Raw genomic sequence first — 23162 nt, 5'->3', positions numbered from 1 at the left:
GCAAATAGCAAGGTATGTTGAGTGCATCGCAAAATGAATTTTGCAGCACACAACCCTTGCTCTTCCAGAGGGGTATTTTCCTCTCCGGAGTCGGGAAAAATGAAGACGGATTGAACCGTCCGTAGCGTTCATAAACCACTAAAAAAATCATGTTATGAACGAAGAAAGAAGAAGTCCCCATAATCGGGGAAAAGGGGGCAGACCCCCGAAGAACGATCCGGCAAAGCATCGACTGACTGTGAACCTGACAGATCAGCAACACGTCGATTTTTTAGCCTTGTATGAACAGTCAGGCGTACAATCCTTATCCGGTTTTATCGCTGCCCGCATCTTTGGGGATGAATTTCGTGTAGTGAAAACCGATGCTTCAGCAGTAGAATTTATTGCAAAGCTCACTGCTCTACACGGACAAATACGAAGTATCGGAGTCAATTATAATCAAGTTGTAAAGGAATTACATTCCAATTTTGGAGAGAAAAAAGCATTGGCATTGCTCTATAAATTGGAAAATGCAACTATTGAACTGGCAGGAATTGGACGGGAAGTGATGCAACTATGCGAACAATTTAAGGCTAAACATCTCTAAAAATGGTTGCAAAATTTAGTCACGGAAGCAGTTTGTATGGTGCACTTTCCTACAATCAAGAGAAAGTAAATGAGGGTTTAGGTAAAGTTTTGGCTACCAATCTGGTCATTGAACCTAATGATGGTGTGTTCAATGTTGCCTCTTGTATGGAAGATTTCGAGCGATTTATGCCCTCGCATATTCGCACATCGAAGCCTGTTATCCATATCTCACTCAATCCACATCCGGACGATAAGCTGACCGATCAGCAACTTGCCGACATCGGGCGTGAGTATATGGAGCGGTTCGGGTATGGCGGACAACCCTATATGATTTTCAAACATGAGGACATTGGCAGGGAGCATATACACATTGTTTCGACCCGTGTACGCACGGATGGCTCAATAATCAGCGACAGCAAAAATTACGAACGCAGCAGAAAGATCACCGATTCTTTAGAACAAAAGTACGGTCTGCACTCAAAAGAAAAGAATCAGGGCGAGGCATGGCAACTTGCTCCAATAGACGTTAGCCAGGGGAACTTAAAAAAACAGGTGGCAAACATCATAAAACCGCTCTCTGAAATGTATTCTTTTCAGACTTTGGGAGAATATCGTGCTTTACTTTCCTTATATAATATAGGAGTAGAGGAAATAAAAGGAGAAAACAAAGGTAAAGCGTATCGGGGATTGGTCTATTCGGCATTGGACAGTGATGGCAATCGTGTCGGTACACCTTTAAAATCCTCTCTGTTTGGTAAGGAACACGGTTTGGATAGATTGGAAAAACGATTTGAGAAGTCAAAAGAAACAATCAAGGTAAACGGCATAGCCAAACAAACCCGTGCTACTGTTTCTGCGTCCTTTGCAAGTACCCGCACAGAGAGCGAGTTCCGAGCGGCTTTGCGGGAGAAAGGTATCGATCTTGTGTTACGACGCAACGATGAAGGACGCATCTATGGGGCTACATTTATTGACCATAACCAGCGAGTGGTTCTTAACGGTTCTCGTTTGGGTAAGGAGTTTTCGGCAAATGTTCTCAATGAACGCTTTGCAGATAATTCACCTCGTGAGGATATGCAAACGCCAAAACCATCCATTGCTACAAATCAAAGTGCCGAGCCTACTACCAACAAGCATCCACAACCGCAATCGGCTCACTCCGAGACGGGCGATGCTGTGGGGAGCTTATTCTCTGTCTTTACTCCCGAAGTCGAGGGGGCAGACAACAAACAGCCAAGCCTAAAGCGTAAGAAAAAGAAGAAACGCAGATACGGCAGGCAGCTATAAAATTTAGAATTCTAACAATTTAAAAATAACAATTATGCAAAATGAGGATGATTTAAGAGGACTTGCTAAAGTCATGGAGTTTATGAGGGCGATCAGTATTTTGTTCGTTCTGATGAATATTTATTGGTTCTGTTATCAGGCAATACACGAGTGGGGAATTAATATCGGGGTAGTAGATAAAATTCTAATGAATTTTAACCGTACCGCAGGTTTGTTCAATTCTATATTGTGGACGAAAATCTTTGCCGTGGTATTCCTTGCCCTGTCCTGTTTGGGGACAAAGGGAGTGAAGGAGGAAAAGATTACATGGAATCATATCTATGTATGTCTTATTTTTGGTTTTGTATTTTTCTTTCTGAACTGGTGGCTTCTTTATCTGCCTCTTCCCAAAATAGCCAATGCAGGCTTTTATATTTTTACCATTGCAGTAGGATATATATTGCTTTTGATGGCGGGTACATGGATGAGTCGCTTACTCAAAAACAATCTGATGGACGATCCGTTCAATAACGAAAACGAATCGTTTATGCAGGAAACCAAGTTGATGGTAAATGATTATTCGATAAACCTGCCCACAAAGTTTTGGTACAAAAAAAAGCAGTGGAAAGGTTGGATAAACGTAGTAAACCCGTTTCGTGCGGCTATTGTGTTGGGTACTCCTGGTTCGGGTAAGTCATACGCCGTTGTAAATCAGTTCATCAAACAGCAGATTGAGAAAGGCTATACGGGCTATATTTACGATTTCAAGTTTCCAGACCTTTCGACTATTGCTTATAACCATCTGTTAAACAATAGAGAAGGTTATAAGAAAGTACCGACCTTTTATGTGATAAACTTTGATGATCCAAGTCGTAGCCACCGTTGCAATCCAATTAACCCGTCATTTATGGATGATATTTCAGATGCTTATGAGAGTGCATACACCATAATGTTAAATTTGAACCGGACGTGGGTGCAAAAACAAGGAGACTTCTTTGTAGAATCTCCGATTATCCTTTTTGCTGCCATTATATGGTATTTGCGAATCTACAAGGATGGTAAATACTGTACTTTTCCTCATGCCATAGAATTTTTGAACAAAAGTTATGAAGATATTTTTCCGATTCTGACTTCGTACCCAGACCTCGAAAACTACCTTTCTCCCTTTATGGATGCGTGGAAATCTGGAGCTGCTGACCAGCTTCAGGGGCAGATTGCGAGTGCTAAAATACCTCTTTCTCGTATGATTAGCCCGCAATTATATTGGGTGATGTCGGGCGATGAATTTACCTTAGATATCAACAATCCCGATGACCCGAAAATATTGGTAGTAGGTAACAATCCTGACAGACAAAACATCTATGGAGCGGCACTTGGATTGTATAATAGTCGTATTGTGAAACTCATAAATAAGAAGGGGCAACTCAAATCATCGGTTATCATTGATGAGTTACCGACAATTTATTTCAAAGGATTGGATAACTTGATAGCCACTGCCCGAAGTAACAAGGTTGCTGTCTTGTTAGGTTTTCAAGATTTTTCGCAGCTAAAGCGTGATTATGGAGACAAGGAGGCTGCCGTAGTAATGAACACAGTAGGTAATATATTTTCGGGGCAGGTGGTCGGAGATACAGCAAAAACCTTGTCTGACCGATTCGGAAAAGTATTACAGAAACGCCAGTCTATGACCATCAACCGCAACGATAAATCGACTTCCATTTCTACCCAAATGGATAGCTTGATACCAGCATCCAAAATATCCAATCTGACACAGGGTATGTTTGTGGGTGCGATAGCGGATAACTTCGACGAGCGGATAGAGCAAAAGATTTTTCACTGCGAAATTGTGGTAGATAACGAGCGGGTTTCAGCCGAAACAAAGGAATACAAGAAGATACCTGTTATCACCAACTTTGTAGATGAGAATGGTGTAGACCGAATGAAGGAAATGATAAAGGAAAACTATGATCGCATCAAAGCCGAAGCTAAACAGATTGTAGTTGAGGAATTGCAACGTATCAAGGACGATCCCGACCTTTGCCATCTCCTGCCGAAAGAAGAATAGGTTTTATCAAAAATAAGAAAGCCGGATAATTGAAAATATTATTCGGCTTTTTATATTCCTTAAATATAGAATCTTATTTTGCAGCTTCAATAGATGCTTTACGAAATTCTTTCAATGCTTTTTCTATTGCTAAAGATGTTTTTCTGGCACGAGTTCCTGCTGCTTTGTTTCCGCTTTCTACTTGTAACGATGCATCTTTTTGGAAGTCTGCAATTAGGGAGTTGATGTTTTCTACTAAATTTTTCATTGTTTTTTATTTTTTATTCGGGGCAAAGATAATAATTATCATAAATCATCTTCGTTCTCTTTCTCTAAATCTGCTACAACTTCTTTTAATGATATCCTAAAAATAACAATTACAAATATACAGTTCTTTCGCTATTTAGATAATGAAACAGGTCGATAAATAAGAACCTTTCTAAAACCATCCATAGACAAGCACAGACACAAGCATCCACCTCTTTAAAACCTTGCAATCAGTCCATTAGTAAGATGTATTTTCGCTTTGTATTAATGTTAATGCAGAATAAAAATATCATTTATTATGGATCAAAACAAAGTAAAATCCGAAGAGCCTAAAGTCTTATTGACCCAAGGCGAAGATGGCAAACTCAAAGTCATCACAGGGGAGCAGGACGGTAAACTCAAAACCGTTGAACCCACCAAAGAGAATGCCGACCAATTTTTGAAGGTCGATACCAACAGTAACTTTCTGGAAAATTTCTTCAAGAAGATGTCGGCACAGTTCAATCACCCGTCACATACGGGTGTGTATGCCGTCGGGGTGTCAGCCATAGATAAAATAGCGGCTTTTCTCGACAAACTTATCCGTATCGACCACACCGACAAAGCCCTCGATCCGTATCGCCTTAAATTTGATGGTAAGGTAAAGATACATATTGAGCTTACAGGTAAGTTTCAGCCTTTAGACCTCAACAAACTCAATTGGAAAGAGACTGAGAAGTTGGGACTTTCGGGTGACAAATTGCAGGATGCCCTCAAAGCGATGGTTTACGGACACAAGTCTCCGGGATTGGTCGATATCAAACCTACTATTGACGGCAATGAGTTCCCGATGCAAGCTCGTTTATCATTAGAACCACAGGCGGATGGAAGTATCAAGTTGGTAACCCATCCCAAGCAGGAACAACCCGATTTTGACAAACCATTCATGGGAATAGCTTTTTCCGAGCAGGACAAAGAGCAACTCCAAAAAACAGGGCACGGAGCACGAGTCTACGAACTTGAACCCGTAGCCGGAGGTGAGAAAATCCCCTCGCTTGTATCTCTCGACAAAATGACGAATCGACTCGAAGCTGTCCCTATCTCTGAAATCAATATCCCGCAGACCTTGAAGAATGCTCCTCTTTCTCCTGAACAGCAACAAGGATTGAGAGAGGGTAAAGCTGTATGGGTTGAGGGCATGGATAAAAAAGTGAAGCCCGGAGAAGAACCACAGAAGATAGATCGTTTTGTGCAGTTCAATGCAGTCAATAAAAACTTCGATTTTAAGTTCAGTGACGAACAACGGCAACAGCATAAGGAGCAGCGACAAGCCAAACAGGGACAAGCACAGGAAAAGCCATTACCCAAAGCCCGTAAAGTTGATGAGGTATGGATTTATTCTAAGCAAGGTGGCGTACAGCTTAGTAAAGAAGAGTTTACCAAGCTGTGTAATAAAGAACCAATCTTTGTTGAGGGTATGCAATCCCGTCCGAAGCAACAACAAACAGATGCTTCAGGTGCACAAAAGGTAGAAGCTACCGATCAGAAAGGACAGAAATATAATGCATGGGTATGGGTTGACGAAAACAGAGATAAAGTCCGCCATACCTCTAAGCATCCCGATCAAGTACGAGCAATCGAAGCGAAGCAAGCGGCTAAGGATTCTCAGAAAGTTACTCCTGCTGCTGAAAGCAGAACACAAGTGGCTGTAAATAACGAAGGTAAGACCAACGAAGCGACCAAACATTCCAAAGAGCCGCTAAAACAAGGACAGACACAACCCACCGTCAAACAAGTCGAAAAGAAGGAGCAAAAACAGCAACAGGAACAAAAACAATCTCCTGCCGCTCCCAAGAAAAGTAAAGGGCGAAAAATGTAGTTTTTATCATCAACCACTAAAAAATCAATGTTAAAATGAAAATAATAATAGCAGAAAAACCCTCTGTGGCAAAAAGTATAGCAGCCATAGTTGGAGCAAATAATAAAAAAGAGGGCTATATGGAAGGTAACGGATATGCCGTTACATGGGCTTTCGGGCATTTGGTCGGACTCGCCATGCCGGAACATTATGGTATCACAGGATTTCAGAAAGAGAACCTGCCGATACTCCCAAAAGAATTTAAACTATTGCCCCGACAAGTTAAAGAGGGTAAGGAGTACAAGAACGATCCCGGTGTGATGAAACAACTCAAAGTAATCAAGGAGCTATTCTCTAAGGCAGATGAGATCATAAATTGTGCCGATGCCGGACGCGAGGGCGAATTGATTTTCCGATATATCTATGATTATCTGTGTTGTACTGTCCCATTTCAGCGATTATGGATCAGTTCGCTAACAGACCGAGCCATCAAAGACGGCTTTAAAACACTTCGCCTCGGAGCAGAATACGACAATCTGTATGCTTCAGCGAAAGCCCGCAGTACTGCTGATTGGCTCGTAGGGATCAATAGTAGTCAGGCTCTTTCTATCTCGGCAGGGTATGGCGTTTGGTCACTTGGCAGGGTACAAACCCCAACACTGGCGATTATTTGTAGTCGTTATCTGGAAAATAAAGACTTCAAACCACAGACCTATTTTCGGCTGAAATTACAAACAGAAAAAGAAGCTACTACTTTTTCCGTTCATTCGGTAGATAAATTCGACACCCGAACTCGTACCGAAGAAGTTACGGCAAAGGTAAAAGCCGCAGGAGCTATACAGGTTACAGCCGTAGAACGTAAGGAGGTCAAGCAGGAACCACCTTTGCTGTACGACCTTACCACACTTCAAAAGGAAGCCAACAGCGAGCATGGTTTTTCGGCAGATAAGACGCTGACGATAGCACAAAATCTGTATGAAGCGAAGAAAATTTCCTATCCCCGAACGGGCAGCCGTTATATTTCCGAGGATGTGCTGGAGGAAATACCGCACCTGATCGCTACGCTGCGGGCACACTCTCTTTTCGGAAAATACATAGACGGCAGATTCGACACTACGCTCAATACCCGTTCGGTGGACGATAAGAAAGTGACCGACCACCATGCGCTGATTATTACAGAAGAATCAGCAAGTAATTTATCCAAAGACGAACAGCTTATCTACGATATGGTTGCCGGACGTATGCTCGAAGCCTTTGGCGAACGTTGCATCAAAGAGAACACCACCGTATCACTTGATGCCGATGGCGTACACTTTTCCTGCAAAGGAAGCGTTACACTCGTCCCCGGCTGGAGGGCGGTATTTGATGCTAAAGACGAGCCAAACGATGAAGAGGATTCCACCACTTTACCTGTTCTTCTGGAGGGAGATAATCTTTCTGTTCGTGATTGCGAGATTCAAGAAAAGCAGACCAAACCCCGTCCATTGCATACGGAGGCAAGTTTGCTTAGTTCGATGGAATCCGCAGGCAAAGAAGTAGAGGACGAACAGCAACGTGAAGCGATGAAGGAATGCGGTATCGGAACACCTGCCACCCGTGCATCCATTATCGAAACACTATTTTCCCGTGAGTACATCGTCAGAGAGAAAAAGTCTCTTGTTCCGACCAACAAAGGATTGGTAGTCTATCTGGCAGTAAAGGACAAAAAGATAGCCGATGTAGCGATGACAGGTCAATGGGAGGAAGCCCTCAATAAAATTGCTTTAGGCAAGATGGATGCGGCTACATTTCACAAGGGAATAGAAGTCTATGCCTCGCAGATAACTACGGAGCTGCTTTCTACCACCATTGAACGCACGGATAATCACAATACTTGTCCTTGCCCAAAATGTAAAAACGGACAGATGGTATTTTATCCCAAAGTGGTAAAATGTAAAGATGAAAGTTGTGGACTGATCGTATTCCGCTCCATTGCCAAAAAAGAATTGACGGACGGACAACTCAATGATCTTTTGATGAACGGAAAAACCGCACTAATAAAAGGTTTCGTAAGCTCTAAGACCGGAAGTACCTTTGATGCCATCGTAAAATTTGATGTGGACTACAAAACAGTCTTTGAATTTCCACCACGCAAAGGTGACGGCAAAAAGAAACGTTCTAAGTAAAATCACTATCTTTACCACTGAAAGGTCTTTGTTCTACGATTCGGAATAGTCGTTTAACATTGATTTTTTAGTGGTGGCATCCGGGGCAAGGCTCTGGATGCCTTTTTTTTCCATCCTATTTCTCACCACTAAAAAATCAATGATATGGCGACAAAAACTAAAACGACAGTTACAGAACTGTCTTATTTCCGACTATCCCTATTATCTTATCTACGTGATACACATCCCGACAAAGCAACTGACCACAACTTTATTGCTGTACGTGGTGATGCCGCAGCAGAGACGTATAGCCAAGCTATAAAAGCAGGTCATACCCATGACTATGCAGAAGAAGCCTCTTCAAAGGTCTTATACGAAGGCTTATATTTCTCCACCTACCGAACCCTTGTAACTATCCTTTGGGAAGAATTTTCCGAAGAAATACCTCCCTCACAAGCCGAAGGCATAGCAATGGAGCTATTACCCTGCCTTACGGGTACAATTCAGAAATACAGCTTGTCTGATGATTTCGCCGATACACCTGAGTACAATCAGTTTTACACGGAACTGACTGGTGAAATACAAATACTTCTCGAAAATGGCTTATAATAAAAAAGCCCATCTTCGGGATAACATCGAGGCAATACGCATTGCTTTTGCTCTCGATAAAGAGAAAAGGCAGGCTACCGATGATGAAAAAATAAAATTGGCAGCCTATTCCGGTTTTGGAGGGATAAAAGCCGTGTTGAATCCCGCCGCCAAACAGGAAGATATACAATATTGGAAAGCCTCGGAGCATGATTTGTTCCCACTTGTAACCGAATTACATCAAGTGTTACGGGAAGGAGCGAAAGATGATGCCGAATACAAACGCTCTGTAAGCTCCCTTAAAAATTCGGTGCTGACCGCTTTCTATACACCCAAGCCCGTTATTGATGCTTTGACACTCGCTCTGAATAACAGTGGCATCAAACCTCAACGTTTTCTTGAACCGAGTGCGGGAACCGGAGCGTTTATATCCTCGTTCAAAGAAACTGTTCCTGATGCAGAAGTAACAGGATTTGAAAAAGATCTGCTGACAGGCAAGATTCTCTCACACCTCCACCCAGAGGATAAAATACGGATTGAAGGTTACGAAAAAATGGAAGGACGATACTCGCAGCATTATGATGTAATCGCTTCGAACATTCCTTTCGGCGATGTTGCTGTATTTGATCCTTTACTATCCAAACATGAGATACCCGCAGTGAGCCAATCTACAAAGGCAATCCATAATTATTTTTTCACTAAAAGTGTGATGGCTGCCCGTGAGGGAGGATTGATAGCTTTTATCACTTCACAGGGAGTTCTTAATTCGGAGCAGAATAAACCGATTCGTGAACACCTGATGAATAGTTGCAATGTCGTTTCCGCCATCCGATTACCCAATAACTTGTTTACAGAGGAAGCAGGAACAGAAGTCGGAAGCGATCTGATTATCCTGCAACGTAAGAATGATAATATCCTGCCGACCCAAAGGCAGCAGGATTTTATCGAATCTCGCAAATTATCGAACGGTATATCTGTAAATAATCTGTTCAAAGACTTCGACAGGGTGATACAGACCGATGTAAAAGTAGGTACTGACCCTTACGGAAAACCTGCAATGGAATTTACTCATTCGGGAGGAGCGGAAGCCATTGCCGCCACATTGTATCGGATGCTGAATGAAGATTTTACTCAACATTTAGATGTACAGCATTATCAAAGCCATGCACAGAGTACAGTAGAACAATTGCAATTACAGGTAGCTCCCACTGCGGAAATAAGACAAACACCCAATTTAGATGAAACTCGCCTTCCCGATGACCTTAGTCCATTTTGGCAAGAAGTGGAGGATTTTCTGACACAGTCGACAGTACAACAATCCGAAACAACAAAACAAATTCAAGAGCCAAAAGGCATACAGGAAATATCCGTTTCGGATATGGTGGAATTAAGTCCCAAATCGGCTTACGAACCTATTGAAGAAGATTTAGTCCTTTTCCATCCTTTTGGAGAAGCCAGAAACCGCAAAGCATGGGCGGAACTGTCCGAACAGGGGAGAAAAGCAGTTGTAGAACCACGCATTGCCACACCAAAGGAAAAGACGAAGGCTATACCAACAATAGAAAAAAAAGATACAATCATCAAGGATGAAGCCAGCGGATTGTTTGTAAATACGAATACTGGAGAAGTAATAGAACAAAAGGAAGTACCGCCGCCTGATATGCAGCAACAGCCGATTGTTACCTTGTACGACTTGTTTGGATTTTCAGCCGAAGAACGTTCACAGATTAAACAGCCCAAGCGTTCCCGTCGCCGTATGCCCATACCACAGCCTAAAGCCAGCCAGCAAAAGGAGGTACAAGCTAAAAGTCCGACAGCAAGTACACCAACAGAAACACCCGAACAACGTGCGGGACGTTTGGAAAAGGAAAAGGCAGAACGATTAAAGCCTATTCCGATGCCAATACCCGAAACCGGATTGCCAAAATATTATAAGGATGGCTCATTAGTCACTGATGTAGATAATCGCATCGGCTACCTGCGGGATATGGACGGACATCAACCTATGTTTCATCCGTTGGAATTGCCACCGAATCAACAAAAACAGGCATCACTTTATATCGAGATACGCGATACTTACAACCATCTGTACAACAACGAAGCCGATACACTGAAAGAGAATCCCGCATTACGGCAGATGCTCAATCGCTTGTATGATGATTTTACACAAAAATTCGGAAACCTGAACGATGCGAGAAACCTCGAACTTATCAAGATGGATGTCGCAGGACGGGAAATACTTTCGTTGGAACGTTACCGAGAGGGCAAAGCGATGAAGGCTGATATCTTTGAACATCCCGTAGCTTTCAATCCCAATGAGATTTCCAAAGTAGATAATGCATACGAAGCATTGGTTTCCAGTCTCAATAAATACGGTGCAGTCAATTTGGACTACATGGTCTCTCTAACCAATAATACGCAAGAGGGAATACTTGACGAACTAAAAGGTAAAATCTATTTCAATCCTCTTGTTGGTGACTATGAGGTAGCAGATAAGTTTATATCGGGCAATGTTATCTCAAAAGCAGATGAGGTACAGAATTTTATTGACCGCAATCCCGAACATAAAACAGCCAAAGAATCTCTGACTGTTTTACAGGAAGCCATACCCAAACCGATAGCCTTCGACGATCTGGATTTCAATTTCGGTGAACGCTGGATACCTACGGGTATCTATGCCGCTTTTGCTTTACACCTCTTTGAAACGGACGTCAATATCCATTATGCACAGAGCCGAGATGAGTTTAGCATAAATTCCAATACTAAAAATGCTAAGATCAGTGATCAGTATGCTGTCAAAGGAGAAAGTCGCACCTTTGATGGTATTGCCCTGATGCGTCATGCCTTGCACGACACGACTCCCGATATTACCAAAACGGTCAGAGTCAATGGCAAGGAGACAAAGGTACGGGACGGAGAAGCGATTCAGCTTGCCAATACCAAAATAGATGAGATGCGTAACGGCTTTTCGGAATGGCTCAGAGAGCAGACTCCCGAATTTAAAGACCGACTTACCGACCTTTATAACCGTAAGTTCAATTGTTTTGTACGTCCCGAATATGACGGTTCACATCAGACTTTTCCCGGACTCGATCTAAAAGGCTTGGGTATTCCCGACTTATACAAGAGCCAGAAAGATGCCATCTGGATGCTTAAATTGAACGGTGGTGGTATAATCGACCATGAAGTGGGAGGTGGCAAAACGCTGATTATGTGTTGTGGAGCAATGGAGATGAAACGGCTCGGATTAGTGAATAAACCCCTTATCACAGGACTGAAAGCCAATGTCCATGAAATCGCCCAGACCTTTTGTACGGCATACCCTGATGCAAAGGTACTTTATCCAGGCAAGGAGGATTTTACACCGCAGAACCGCAATCGTATTTTTAATGAAATGAAAAACAACAATTGGGATGCTGTTATTTTAACACACGAACAGTTCGGGATGATACCACAATCCCCGGAGATACAGCGGGACATCTTGCAGGCAGAACTCGATAGCGTGGAGGAAAATCTTGAAGTATTGCGTTCACAGGGTAAAGAGGTATCAAGAGGGATGCTCAAAGGTTGTGAGAAACGCAAAAGCAATCTTGAAGCTAAATTGGAAGGGGTAGCCCACCAGATCGAGAATCGCAAGGATAATATGTCTGATTTTCGGATGATCGGTATAGACCACTTGTTTGTAGATGAATCTCACAAATTTAAAAATCTGACTTTTACCACCCGTCATGACCGTGTGGCAGGCTTGGGGAATACCGAAGGTTCACAAAGGGCACTCAATATGCTTTTTGCCTTGCGTACCATACAGGAACGTACAGGCAAGGATTTAGGGGCTACTTATTCGTCGGGAACAACGATCTCCAATTCATTGACCGAATTATATCTGTTATTCAAATATTTGCGTCCCAGGGAATTGGAAAGACAAGGCATCAATACCTTCGATGCTTGGGCAGCTATCTTTGCCAAGAAAACCAAAGATTACGAGTTTTCGGTTACCAACCAGATCGTGCAGAAAGAACGTTTCCGCTATTTTATCAAAGTGCCGGAACTGGCTTCTTTCTATTCCGAAATTACCGATTACCGTACCGCACAGGATATTGGTATTAATCGTCCCGAAAAGAACGAAATTCTGCACAATATACCACCCACACCCGACCAGCAGGAATTTATCGGTAAGCTGATGGAGTTCGCCAAAACGGGCAATGCCACTCTTTTGGGACGTGCACCATTATCGGAACGGGAAGAAAAAGCAAAGATGCTGATAGCAACCGACTATGCCCGAAAGATGTCTCTTGATATGCGGATGATAGATCCCGATAAGTATGGCGATCATATAGATAACAAAGCCAGCCATTGTGCCGCTTCGATAGCGGACTATTATCAAAAGTACAATGCCCAGAAAGGAACACAGTTCGTTTTCTCGGATTTGGGAACCTACAAACCGGGGCAATGGAGTCCCTATACCGAAATCAAACGTAAGTTGGTGGAAGATTACGGCATCCCTGCATCCGAGGTCAGATTTATTCAGGAAGCCACCAGCGAGAGGGCACGAAAAGCTATGATAAAGGATATGAATGAAGGTAAAATCCGTGTACTATTTGGCTCTACCGAGATGTTGGGAACAGGCGTAAACGCTCAGAAGCGGGCGGTGGCTATTCATCATCTTGACGCACCGTGGCGTCCGTCAGATCTGGAGCAACGCGACGGACGGGCTATAAGAAAAGGGAATGAAATAGCGAAACTCTATGCTGATAATAAGGTAGATGTAAAAATATATGCCGTAGAAAAATCACTCGATGCGTACAAATTTGGTTTACTGCACAACAAGCAGTTATTTATCAAACAGCTTAAAAATAATAATTTGGGTACTCGAACCATTGACGAGGGTAGTATGGATGAGAAAAGCGGTATGAATTTTTCTGAATATGTAGCTATCCTGTCAGGTAACACCGAATTATTGGAAAAAGCAAGGATTGAGAAGAAGATTGCTGCTTTGGACAGTGAAAAGCAGGCTTTCACTCGTGGCAAATCAGTGAGCCGATACAAGTTGGAGAATATCATGCAGACGGTTGAATCCAATAAAGGATATATTGATCGCATCTCCAAAGATGTGGAAGCCTTTAATAGTAGGGTGCAGGTTGCTCCCGATGGCACACGGCTCAATCCTGTAAAATTGGATGGGTTTCAAGCTGCCGATCCGGTTGCTATCGGCAAGAAATTGAACGAGATATCGGATAAGGCACGTACACACGGGGCACACGAGAAAATCGGCTCGTTGTATGGTTTTGATCTATTGGTAAAATCCGAAACTACGAATAAAGATGGTTTTGACTTGATACAAAACCGATTTTTCATACGTGGCGAGGGGCAGATACTTTATAACTATAATTATGGAAGTTTGGCGGCAGATCCAAAAACCGCCTCGCTTAACTTTCTGAATGCACTTGACAGTATGCCTAAACTATTGGAGAAGTATCAAACGGACACCGATAAGCGGATGCAGGATGTACCCGTTCTCAGACAGGTCGTGGAAGGCATCTGGGCGAAAGAGAATGACCTCAAAGACTTGAAAACGGAACTCACTGCTTTGGAGCGTAGGATAGAGTTGTCACTGAAGCCTATCGAGCAAAGTGAGGGACAAGAAAATGTTTCTGAAAAGAATCAGGTTCAAGCTCAGAATAGTCCAGAATCGACAGTGAATCAAGGTGGCCCTATGCCGAATACTTTGCAGGGAGTGAAAGAAGTTATGGGAGACAGGTTCGTGATTGCATCGGTGGGTAGTTCTCCACCAAAGGAAGAGAGAAGAGGTATGAAACTCTAAATGAAGACGACTGTAGAATTTCTGCGGTCGTTTTTTATTCTTTTTCTACCATTTCTTCATCAGTGTTATCTCTGAAATGATCACGAATAAATTTCTCTACGTTTTTCTCTGTATAAAATATCTTGTGATGAATGGTTATGTAGGTCAGTTCGCCAGCCGAACGGTAACGCTGCAATGTCCGTTTACTTACGTTCAGCATTTGGCACAAGTCTTGATTATCCAAAAGACGTTCGCCGTTTAGCACGTTATGTCGTCCGCTCATTATATCCATAAATTTATCCAATCGGTCAAAGCGTCCCATGAATTGCTCAAACCACTTTTGCATGAAATCTTTTATACCTTCGTTCTCGCTCATGGTTTGCCTCCTTTCTTATTGTTGTTTACCACAAGTCCCGGTAATAGACGTTTCACTTCTGCCAACAGATACCATACTCTACCTCCCCTGATTGAATAGGTTATTTCTCCGTTACTGCGTAACCGCTGCATAGTGCGTCTACTTACCCGTAATATGGTAGCAGCATCTTGATCACTCAGCCAAACCTCTGATGGATCAGATTGTTGTAGGATAGTATTTTCTTTTTCTTGTTTTTGTACAAAAGAATGAATCCGGTCAATTTTTTGTAGTAGACTTTTATAGGCTTCCGATTCTATACTTATTACTTTCATGCTCGTAACTTATTGGTTTGATGCAAAGTTCGAGCGTTTTTTGATACTTGATAACGAGGTCGGTACTACTCTTTTTGAATATTTCTGTAAGTAGCTTATATATAATCGAATATAAGTAAATTTTCTCCGAAAAAGAGAAATAGAAAATACAGAAAAGATCGGTATAATGCGTGTTTAAGCATACATACCGACCTCGGTATTATTCTTTTCTACCCATACGCCGCAATAGGGCATCTTTTAACTTGTCAAGAAATGGTGTAGGGGTATTCCGTATTTTCAAATCACCAAGAGTTCGCGAAAGATTGCTATCTAACTGGATATTAAATACATTTTGGATATAATCGTAAAGTTGTGTCAACGGTAGGTCTCCAAACATTCCGGCACTATCCCATGAAAATATTTGCTCCTGTAACTCGGCTTTACTACCCATCCAAGTCTTTTTAGTCGCAGGAAAGCCAAAAGAACAACTCTTCATACCGTTATCATCCAACAACTCCACTTCGTGCATCAAATAGACAGTAAGCATATCATTTGCTAAAATCTTCGCTACCTTAAAATCGCAGTTAGTCGAAAATTGGGGATCAAATTCATAATAAAATGTTTCGAGATATTGCTCCACGTCTGTTTTATCCCGCAGAAAATAAATAGCGTCTAAATGAGAAGAGTCTGATCGGTAATAACGGATAAAATCAAGCCTTTTACCATTATATTTGTTTATATCATTCAATAAATCACAGAAGTATTCCCGTTGTTTATTTATACCTATGGGGCGATTCATCTCAATATTATAGACTTTACGATAGAATATTAAACGGGAGCATAATCTAGGTTTAGTTTCTTTGAAAAAATAAATTTCCTCTTCCTCATCTTTAAAATCGTATGATAAAATAAATGCTTTTAATTGGTTGAATGCTTTGGCAAGTACGCGGGAAGCATCCAAAGACTTCGTAATCATACTCATTTCAGAACATTCTATTTGTTCAATCTTTATATCAATTTCTTTTTTTAGATGGGAGGTAAATCGAATCATAAATATGCATCTTTTTAGACCAAACAGTAAAACAGAATTCTATTACTAACTGATGTTACGCAAAAAAGAGAGAACATGCGATATGGATACCTCAGGGGCATCTTAGTTTCCCATCGTTAGATACACAATGTGCTTTGTGAGGCCTGAGATACAGGTATAATGTTTCCCTGCGTAACATCAGTTACTAATTGAACTACAATAGAGCACGAAATCTAATATCTCAAGTTTAATTTCTTTAAAAAAACATTTTCATTAAAAATATCATTAGAGTTTAAAGAAAGAAAACAATTTCTCATTTTATTCAGACAATCGCTTAATAGTCTTATTATTGGTTCAGTTTCTTCAATGGAAATTCATCAAAATGATGGTAAAACACACCGACATATATACTACAACTTATCAGGTTATTTCATATGCCGGTGTGACACTTAACAGAATCAAATAAAAACAATTAATATTTCCATCAGGTATGAATAAATGGATTTTATTTCATTCGTAACATCAACGCATTTATTGCAACTATTACTGTACTGACGGACATTAGTACAGCCCCTACGGCAGGACTCAATATAATACCTACAGGAGCGAGAATTCCTGCTGCCAATGGTATAGCGATAATGTTATACCCTGCCCCCCACCATAGATTTTGCACCATTTTTTTTGTTGTGTTTTTTGCAAGTGAAAGAAAATGGATGATATCATATGGATTACTTTTTACCAATACCACGTCTGCTGAATCTATCGCCACATCTGTTCCGGCACCGATTGCCACACCGATATCTGCACGTGCCAATGCCGGGGCATCATTCACTCCGTCACCCACCATCATAACGTTTTTTCCCTTATGCTGGTATTCTGTTATGACCTTCTCTTTATTTTCGGGTAAAAGAGAGGCATATACATCGCTGATTCCCAACTGTCCACCAACAGACTTTGCTGAGGCTTCATTGTCTCCTGTTAACATGACCGGAGTAATTTTTTCATTTTGAAGTTTTTTTACTGTCTGTTTGGCTTCTGGTTTAATTTGATCTCCTTGTGCTATTAAGCCTGCTACATCATCATTTATTAAAAGGTAACTTATGGAATTGCCTTTTTCTGCCAAGTCATTAAACAAGGATTTATCATATGACACTGCATTTTTATCCAGATATGCAGCAGTAACAATTTTTGCATCCTGTCCACTTACAGTACCCGATAAGCCTGTTCCACTTATAAGAGCAACATTTTCGGCCTTTGGTATCTCCAATTTATCTTCTTTGGCTTTATCCAATATACCTACTGCTAATGGATGATTGGAATGTACTTCCATTGCTGCCATTGTTTTTAGTATATCAGCATCACTCCATCTATCCGAAAGACTTTTAACAACGGAAACACGGAAATTACCTTCAGTAAGTGTGCCTGTTTTATCCATGGTTACAACGGATATATCCTTTGCTTTCTCCAATGCGTTGCGGTTACGGATTAGTAAACCATGTGTTGCACCTAAAGATGTAGAGCGAGCTACTACAAGGGGGATAGCCAAGCCTAAAGCGTGTGGACAGGCAATGATAAAGACAGTTACCATCCTTTCCAATGCGATATTAATATCTTTGTCGATAATATACCAAACGATAAATGCAATGATACCTACTATCAATGCTATATAAAAGAGTGCTTTGGCTACTTTATCGGAAATGGATTCCGCTCGTGATTTTTCTTGTTGGGCTTGTCCTACCAATTTCATCACTTGTGCTAGGTAACCTGATTCACCTGTTCCTGTCACTTCTACTACTATTGATCCCGAGCCATTGACCGAGCCACCTATTACGATTGCTCCCTCGCTTTTCTTTATGGCTTTGGCTTCCCCGGTTACCATTGATTCATTAACAGATGTTTCACCGGATATAACTTTCCCGTCAGCAGGCACTTTTTCCCCCGCCTTTACCATTACATGCTGCCCTTCCTGTATTTGTTGAAGAGGGACATCATTAATACTTCCGTCAGGTTGTACCAGATGTGCACTTCCAGGCAACAATTCAGCCATTTTCTGCAATGCGTTTCCTGCATTACCCACAGCCTTCATTTCTATCCAATGACCGAGCAACATAATAACAATTAGTGTCGCCAATTCCCAAAAGAAATCCATTCGGTGACCCGGCACTTGCAGGATGTAATTGGTAACAAAGGCGTACACACTGTATATGTAAGAAACAGTGATACCCATTGAAATCAATGTCATCATAGCCGGATTTTTTGCTTTTAGTTCACTTACAGCTCCAGTGAGGAACGGCCATCCACCGTAAAAATATAGAAACGAAGCTAAGAACAGTACTACCCAATATGAGCCCTCAAACGAAAGGCTAAAAGGTAGTTTCATTCCCATCATAGGGGATAACAGAATAATCGGTATTGCTACGATAAGGGAAATCCAAAATTTCTGTTTAAGATTTCCCATATGAGCCATATGTCCTCCCGCATGATCGTGATTCTGATGTCCATGCCCACTATGGTCATGTCCTTTGTGCATACTGTTCATTTCTGTATGATCCTGATGATTATTATGCGACACGTTTTGAGCATTTTGAGCCATTTCTATAGTATAATTGCCAATTTTCGATAAGGCATCCTGCAATACTTCCGTAGATATATGTTTATCCATACTGATGATGGCTATAGGAGGATCAAGAGTAACAGTTGCATGAATGCCTTCAATAGCATTCAGTGCTTTTTCCACACTTGAACGGAAATGATTACAAGTCATACCGTTTATAATATATGTATGTTCCATGTTTGGCTTCTTTTTATAAGAGGAATGCTCTAATTGAGCATTCCCTTTAAATATAATACTCACTTATCCCGGTCATTTATTCACCGTTTAAATTATTTCTAACAGAATTACCTGTATTTGCAACAGCCGGGTAGGGCATTATACGTTTTTTTATCTGTTTTGTCCTTTTCTGTATCATGTCCCACTTTGGCAACGGCCTTACTTATTGCCTCGATAGATGTTTTCTTTTCGTCAAAGTTAAGATGTAATTCTTTCGTCTTTTTATCCCAAATAGCCGAAGACACACCTTCCACATTTAATGCGGCTGTCTCAATTCGTTTTTTACACATATCGCACTTACCTTCCACTTTGAGCATCGCATGAGATTCTTTCATTTCACTTTTTTCTTTTTGATGATGTCTGGCATGTATGGTATCTTTTTTTTGTAGGCTATCCTGATTGTTAGCAGTCAGGCTGTTTGCTGATAAGAATATTATCACTGTTAAAAATAAAACTATCTTTTTCATTTATTTTTTTATTTTGATTGATTAATTATTCGTATTTCTCTTATTTTCTGTATTTGCAGCAATCGGGCAATGCATCATATGCTGCCTGATCAGCTTTATCCTTATCCGTATCATGTCCTGCTTTGGCAATAGCCTTGCTGATTGCATCCAGATTAGTCTGATGTGGATTGAAGTTCAGATGTAGTTCCTTCTTTTCTATATCCCACATAGCCGAAGATACCCCTTCCACACCTTTTGCAGCAGTTTCTATCCGCTCTTTACACAATTCGCAAAGTCCTTGTACACCCAACATGGCATGTTCATCCTGATGATGTTCTGGGGCTGACTGGGTTGTCGGTTCCGTTTTGGATGTATCGTCACTTGGTGCGCTTTTTGAGTTACAGGCACTAAAAGACAGGATGCCTAATCCCAATACGATGACTAAAATATACTTCTTCATTTTATTCTATTTTTTAATGGTGAATATTCCTTTTTTAGGTTGTTATGTTTATTTCTTGTATTTGCAACAGTCCGGTAGTGCATCATAAACAGCTTTGTCTGCTTTGTACTTGTCTGTATCATGCCCAACTTTGGCTACTGCTTTACTTATAGCATCCACATTGGTTTTTGCCGGATCAAAGTTTAAATGCAGTTGTTTAGACTTCTGATCCCACGAAGCCGATGTTACTCCGCTAACACCTTTAGCAGCTTTCTCGATACGTTCTTTGCATATTTCACAGAGTCCCTGCACATTTATCATAGCATGTTCAGTTTTGGCAGTCATGCTTTGTTTTGAATCTCCCTGCATGGAGGACATATCGTGTCCTTCATGCCCGGTTGATGTTTCGGATTGGTTTGTACCTGATGAGCTTCCCGACATATTATGACCTTCGTGCCCTGTTACGGGACGGGATGCTTCAGCATTCATCATACTACGTTTTCCTTCGAGTTGCGCACTGGCATCAATGGTAAAGGCTCCGTTGGTCACAATCTCATCTCCTTCATTCACACCCGAAAGCACTACATACGAATCGCCAAGTGACGGTCCGAGTTCAATTTCATGTAACATAAATGCCGGAGATTGTGTATTCGGTTGCTTCACATAGACAATCGAACGTTTCCCTGTCCAGAGCACAGATGATTTTGGTATGACAATTTCATTGTTGAATTGTTTCAACGGAGCTTTGATAATGGCATTAGCATACATCTCCGGCTTTAATTGCATGCCGGAGTTGGCTGTTTCTACCCGAATTTTAGCTGTACGGGTCGTTCTATCCAATATCGGATCAATAAAGGATATTCGACCTGAAAATGTTTTGCCGGGCACAGCCTGCAACGTGAAATCAATTTTATCCCCGACTTTAAGGAAAGGCAGATCTACTTCATAGGCATCAAACATAGCCCATACCTGTGACAGGTTAGCAATATCAAAAAGTACACTTCCCTGATTAATATAATCTCCCTGATTCACTTTTTTGCTGACTACAATACCGCCGGTATTGGCTTTTATTTCTACCAATGCAGACACATTTCCTGATTGCTCTATCCTCGCGATCTGTTCATCTGTCAATTTCCACAGGCGCAGTTTTTCCCGTGCCGCCTGAATTAAGGCAGGTTGTACCGATTGCATTTTAGCTGCTTCCAATAATTCCTGCTGCGCACTTAATAATTCAGGGGAATAAATTGTAGCAATCGTTTGTCCTTGCCTAACACTCTCTCCTGTGAAGTTGATAAAGAGTTTTTCAATCCGCCCACTAACATGGGATGTTTGTGATTGAGACAATCGTTCATCAGCTTGTATTGTACCATACAACTGAACATCTTTTATTGGATTTTGGCGGCTGATAACGGTTGTTTGTATATTAGCCAGTGCCACAGCTTCCTTAGACAGTTGAATCGCACTCGGGTCAACAGCTTCGTCTCCGCTACCGGATGTTTTCAACGGTATCAGATCCATACCGCAAATAGGGCATTTACCCGGTTTGTTTTGTCTTATCTGAGGGTGCATGGCACAAGTCCAAATTTGTACCGCACCCTCTTCGTGAACATGCTCAGATGATTCATTCTGATTATTGGATGAAGCTCCGAATATCAGCCAGCCGATAAACAGCCCGGCAATGAGTATCAATCCGTACTTGATATAATTATTATTAATAATCTTTTTTAATTTATTCGTTTCCATAATATATGCTGTTTACGTTTTGTTCAGTATCCTTAAATGAAATCAGTTTTTGAATAGATGCCACCATTGTATTGTAACTTGCGACTGCCTCGGCTTTTTTGAGTTGATAATCCAACAGTTGCCGTTGAACCTGTATAACATTGGTTAGATCGCTTTTTCCAACAACAAACTCCTGTACGACCAAATTATAGGTTGTTTCAGCAAGGTCTGACTGTTTTTTATATAGCGAAATTTTACGGGAAGCATCATCCAGCAGGTGTTTTGTCTTATACAATTCCGACTCCAGTACATTGTACGTATTGGTATATTTCTCTTTACTGGCTTGCCACCAGAATTTACTTTCGCGCTGTTGAGCCTTGTACTTGTTACGATAGAGGGGGATACTAACGGAAACCATTGGCATAATCATATCCTTTCCGTTCATATCGCCCATTCCGAACATCGGATCGCTTGTTTTCTTATTAAGCATATATTGCACACCTATACCGAACATCGGATAACTCATCTTTTTATCCATTTCTGCTTTAGCTTTGTAAGCAAGCCCTTCTTCGGTAATCATGTTCAACATAGGGTTCTGATCGTTGATCTTTGTCATAGCAGTTTCGGGATCGAATAGGAATGGAAGTTGCTCAAAGGTTTCGGGTATCTGTATTTCGCTGAGAGCGGAGCGGTTCAGTAAAGCGTTGAACTTTGCTTTTTCCGCTTTTATTTCCGAAAGAATGCTCTCTATATTATTATCCAATTCAGCTATTTCCAACTGGATACGCAGCACATCAGACATACCGCCGGAAGCTGTACCACTCATGCCTGATGTCATACCACCACCGGAGCTGCCCATCGAAGACATACCTGCATTTTGAGCAGTTGGCTGAGAGCCACCACTACTTCCCATTGAGGACATGGATGACATACCACTTCCTCCTGCCGGAGGCGTACTGGTTGGTGGGGGCGGGGATGAAATTGAATATCCTGAACCTGAACCTGCTGATGGCGATGAAAACTTACGTAACGCCAGTTGTTCCAATTGAGTCAGCAGGGCTTTGTTATCCCTGTTGTTCATCAGTTTTTGTTGTAAGCTGCAAAGTAGATACCATTGGGTATAAACTTCCAGATAAAGGTTATCCCTTGTTTCACGGAATTTCTCAAACGACATTTTTGCCATGTGGGTGGCTTCGGTCTGTGCCGCTTTCTTTGTACCAAACCAAGGGAACATCTGCATCAGTTTGAACTCGGCAACCTGTTTCCCTCCGATAATATCCATCGGTTCAAGGAAAAAGCCCATTTCAAGTTCGGGATCTGCATAAGCTCCTGCTTGTGGTATTTTTTGCAGAGATGCCTTATAAACCATAAAATCCGCTTTAACTCCGGGGTTATTAAAGGCAGCTATTTTGAGGTAATGGCTGAGTGAATCAGCGGTTTGTGCTGAAACTGAACCGGTGCCCATTATCATCAACAACAGCATTGTTAAATATTTGATTCTTATTGTTGTCATAAT

At 41.5% G+C, this 23162-nt stretch carries 15 protein-coding genes and 1 pseudogene; 7 read left to right on the top strand and 9 right to left on the bottom strand.

Annotation, left to right across the window (positions count from 1 at the left end; genetic code table 11):
* Positions 1–154 precede the first annotated feature (154 nt).
* The 3 genes from mobA to mobC are packed head-to-tail and all read left to right on the top strand — an operon-like array spanning position 155 to position 3898.
* Positions 155–586 carry a conjugal transfer protein MobA gene (gene mobA / locus BGO84_RS07555; protein ID WP_006801231.1) on the top strand — a complete coding sequence of 144 codons (432 nt, stop codon included), beginning with the start codon at positions 155–157 and terminating at the stop codon, positions 584–586.
* A 2-nt stretch (positions 587–588) separates the two neighbouring features.
* Positions 589–1854, top strand: a complete 1266-nt coding sequence (gene mobB / locus BGO84_RS07550; protein ID WP_006801230.1) for a conjugal transfer protein MobB — start codon at positions 589–591, stop codon at positions 1852–1854.
* Between the two features lie 34 nt (positions 1855–1888).
* The gene (gene mobC, locus BGO84_RS07545) at positions 1889–3898 is read left to right on the top strand and encodes a conjugal transfer protein MobC (protein ID WP_291028664.1); all 2010 of its coding nucleotides are present in this window, start codon (positions 1889–1891) and stop codon (positions 3896–3898) included.
* A gap of 73 nt (positions 3899–3971) precedes the next feature.
* Here mobC and BGO84_RS07540 read toward each other — a convergent pair whose 3' ends face one another.
* Entirely contained in the window at positions 3972–4145 is a 174-nt protein-coding gene (locus BGO84_RS07540; protein ID WP_006801225.1) for a histone H1, read from the bottom strand.
* A gap of 297 nt (positions 4146–4442) precedes the next feature.
* On the opposite strand from BGO84_RS07540, the gene BGO84_RS07535 reads away from it, so the two are divergent.
* The 4 genes from BGO84_RS07535 to BGO84_RS07520 all read left to right on the top strand — a co-directional run bounded on the left by BGO84_RS07535 (position 4443) and on the right by BGO84_RS07520 (position 14534).
* On the top strand, positions 4443–6002 hold the full coding sequence (locus BGO84_RS07535; protein ID WP_006801224.1) for a DUF3945 domain-containing protein: 1560 nt from the start codon (positions 4443–4445) through the stop codon (positions 6000–6002).
* 35 nt (positions 6003–6037) lie between these two features.
* Positions 6038–8146, top strand: coding sequence for a type IA DNA topoisomerase (locus BGO84_RS07530; protein WP_291028663.1), 2109 nt, complete (start codon positions 6038–6040; stop codon positions 8144–8146).
* A gap of 144 nt (positions 8147–8290) precedes the next feature.
* Positions 8291–8734, top strand: coding sequence for a DUF1896 family protein (locus tag BGO84_RS07525; RefSeq protein WP_006801222.1), 444 nt, complete (start codon positions 8291–8293; stop codon positions 8732–8734).
* Entirely contained in the window at positions 8724–14534 is a 5811-nt protein-coding gene (locus BGO84_RS07520) for an N-6 DNA methylase (RefSeq protein WP_291028662.1), read from the top strand. The genes BGO84_RS07525 and BGO84_RS07520 overlap by 11 nt, the downstream gene beginning before the upstream one ends.
* A 34-nt stretch (positions 14535–14568) precedes the next feature.
* Here the strand turns inward: BGO84_RS07520 and BGO84_RS07515 are convergent, their stop codons facing one another.
* From BGO84_RS07515 to BGO84_RS07480, 8 genes and pseudogenes are all read right to left on the bottom strand, one after another.
* On the bottom strand, positions 14569–14889 hold the full coding sequence (locus tag BGO84_RS07515; RefSeq protein ID WP_006801220.1) for a helix-turn-helix domain-containing protein: 321 nt from the start codon (positions 14887–14889) through the stop codon (positions 14569–14571).
* Positions 14886–15200 (bottom strand): helix-turn-helix domain-containing protein, encoded by a 315-nt coding sequence (locus BGO84_RS07510; RefSeq protein WP_006801219.1) that lies wholly within the window; start codon positions 15198–15200, stop codon positions 14886–14888. Before BGO84_RS07510 ends, BGO84_RS07515 begins: the two co-directional genes overlap by 4 nt.
* Positions 15201–15399: 199 nt before the next feature.
* Complete coding sequence (locus BGO84_RS07505) at positions 15400–16230, bottom strand: RteC domain-containing protein (RefSeq protein WP_291028661.1); 831 nt, start codon at positions 16228–16230, stop codon at positions 15400–15402.
* A 484-nt stretch (positions 16231–16714) separates the two neighbouring features.
* On the bottom strand, positions 16715–18802 hold the full coding sequence (locus BGO84_RS07500) for a heavy metal translocating P-type ATPase (protein ID WP_306539935.1): 2088 nt from the start codon (positions 18800–18802) through the stop codon (positions 16715–16717).
* Between the two features lie 305 nt (positions 18803–19107).
* Entirely contained in the window at positions 19108–19506 is a 399-nt protein-coding gene (locus BGO84_RS07495) for a heavy-metal-associated domain-containing protein (RefSeq protein WP_135107447.1), read from the bottom strand.
* Between the two features lie 40 nt (positions 19507–19546).
* Positions 19547–19813: pseudogene (locus BGO84_RS07490) on the bottom strand (heavy-metal-associated domain-containing protein); the annotation flags it as partial.
* Positions 19814–19993: 180 nt separating this feature from the next.
* Positions 19994–21667 carry an efflux RND transporter periplasmic adaptor subunit gene (locus BGO84_RS07485; RefSeq protein WP_135107444.1) on the bottom strand — a complete coding sequence of 558 codons (1674 nt, stop codon included), beginning with the start codon at positions 21665–21667 and terminating at the stop codon, positions 19994–19996.
* Positions 21654–23159, bottom strand: a complete 1506-nt coding sequence (locus BGO84_RS07480; RefSeq protein ID WP_006801213.1) for a TolC family protein — start codon at positions 23157–23159, stop codon at positions 21654–21656. Before BGO84_RS07480 ends, BGO84_RS07485 begins: the two co-directional genes overlap by 14 nt.
* Positions 23160–23162 lie beyond the last annotated feature (3 nt).

The sequence above is a fragment of the Dysgonomonas sp. 37-18 genome, from assembly GCF_001899125.1.
Lineage (GTDB): Bacteria > Bacteroidota > Bacteroidia > Bacteroidales > Dysgonomonadaceae > Dysgonomonas.
This window is presented reverse-complemented; position numbering and strand designations above follow the sequence as displayed.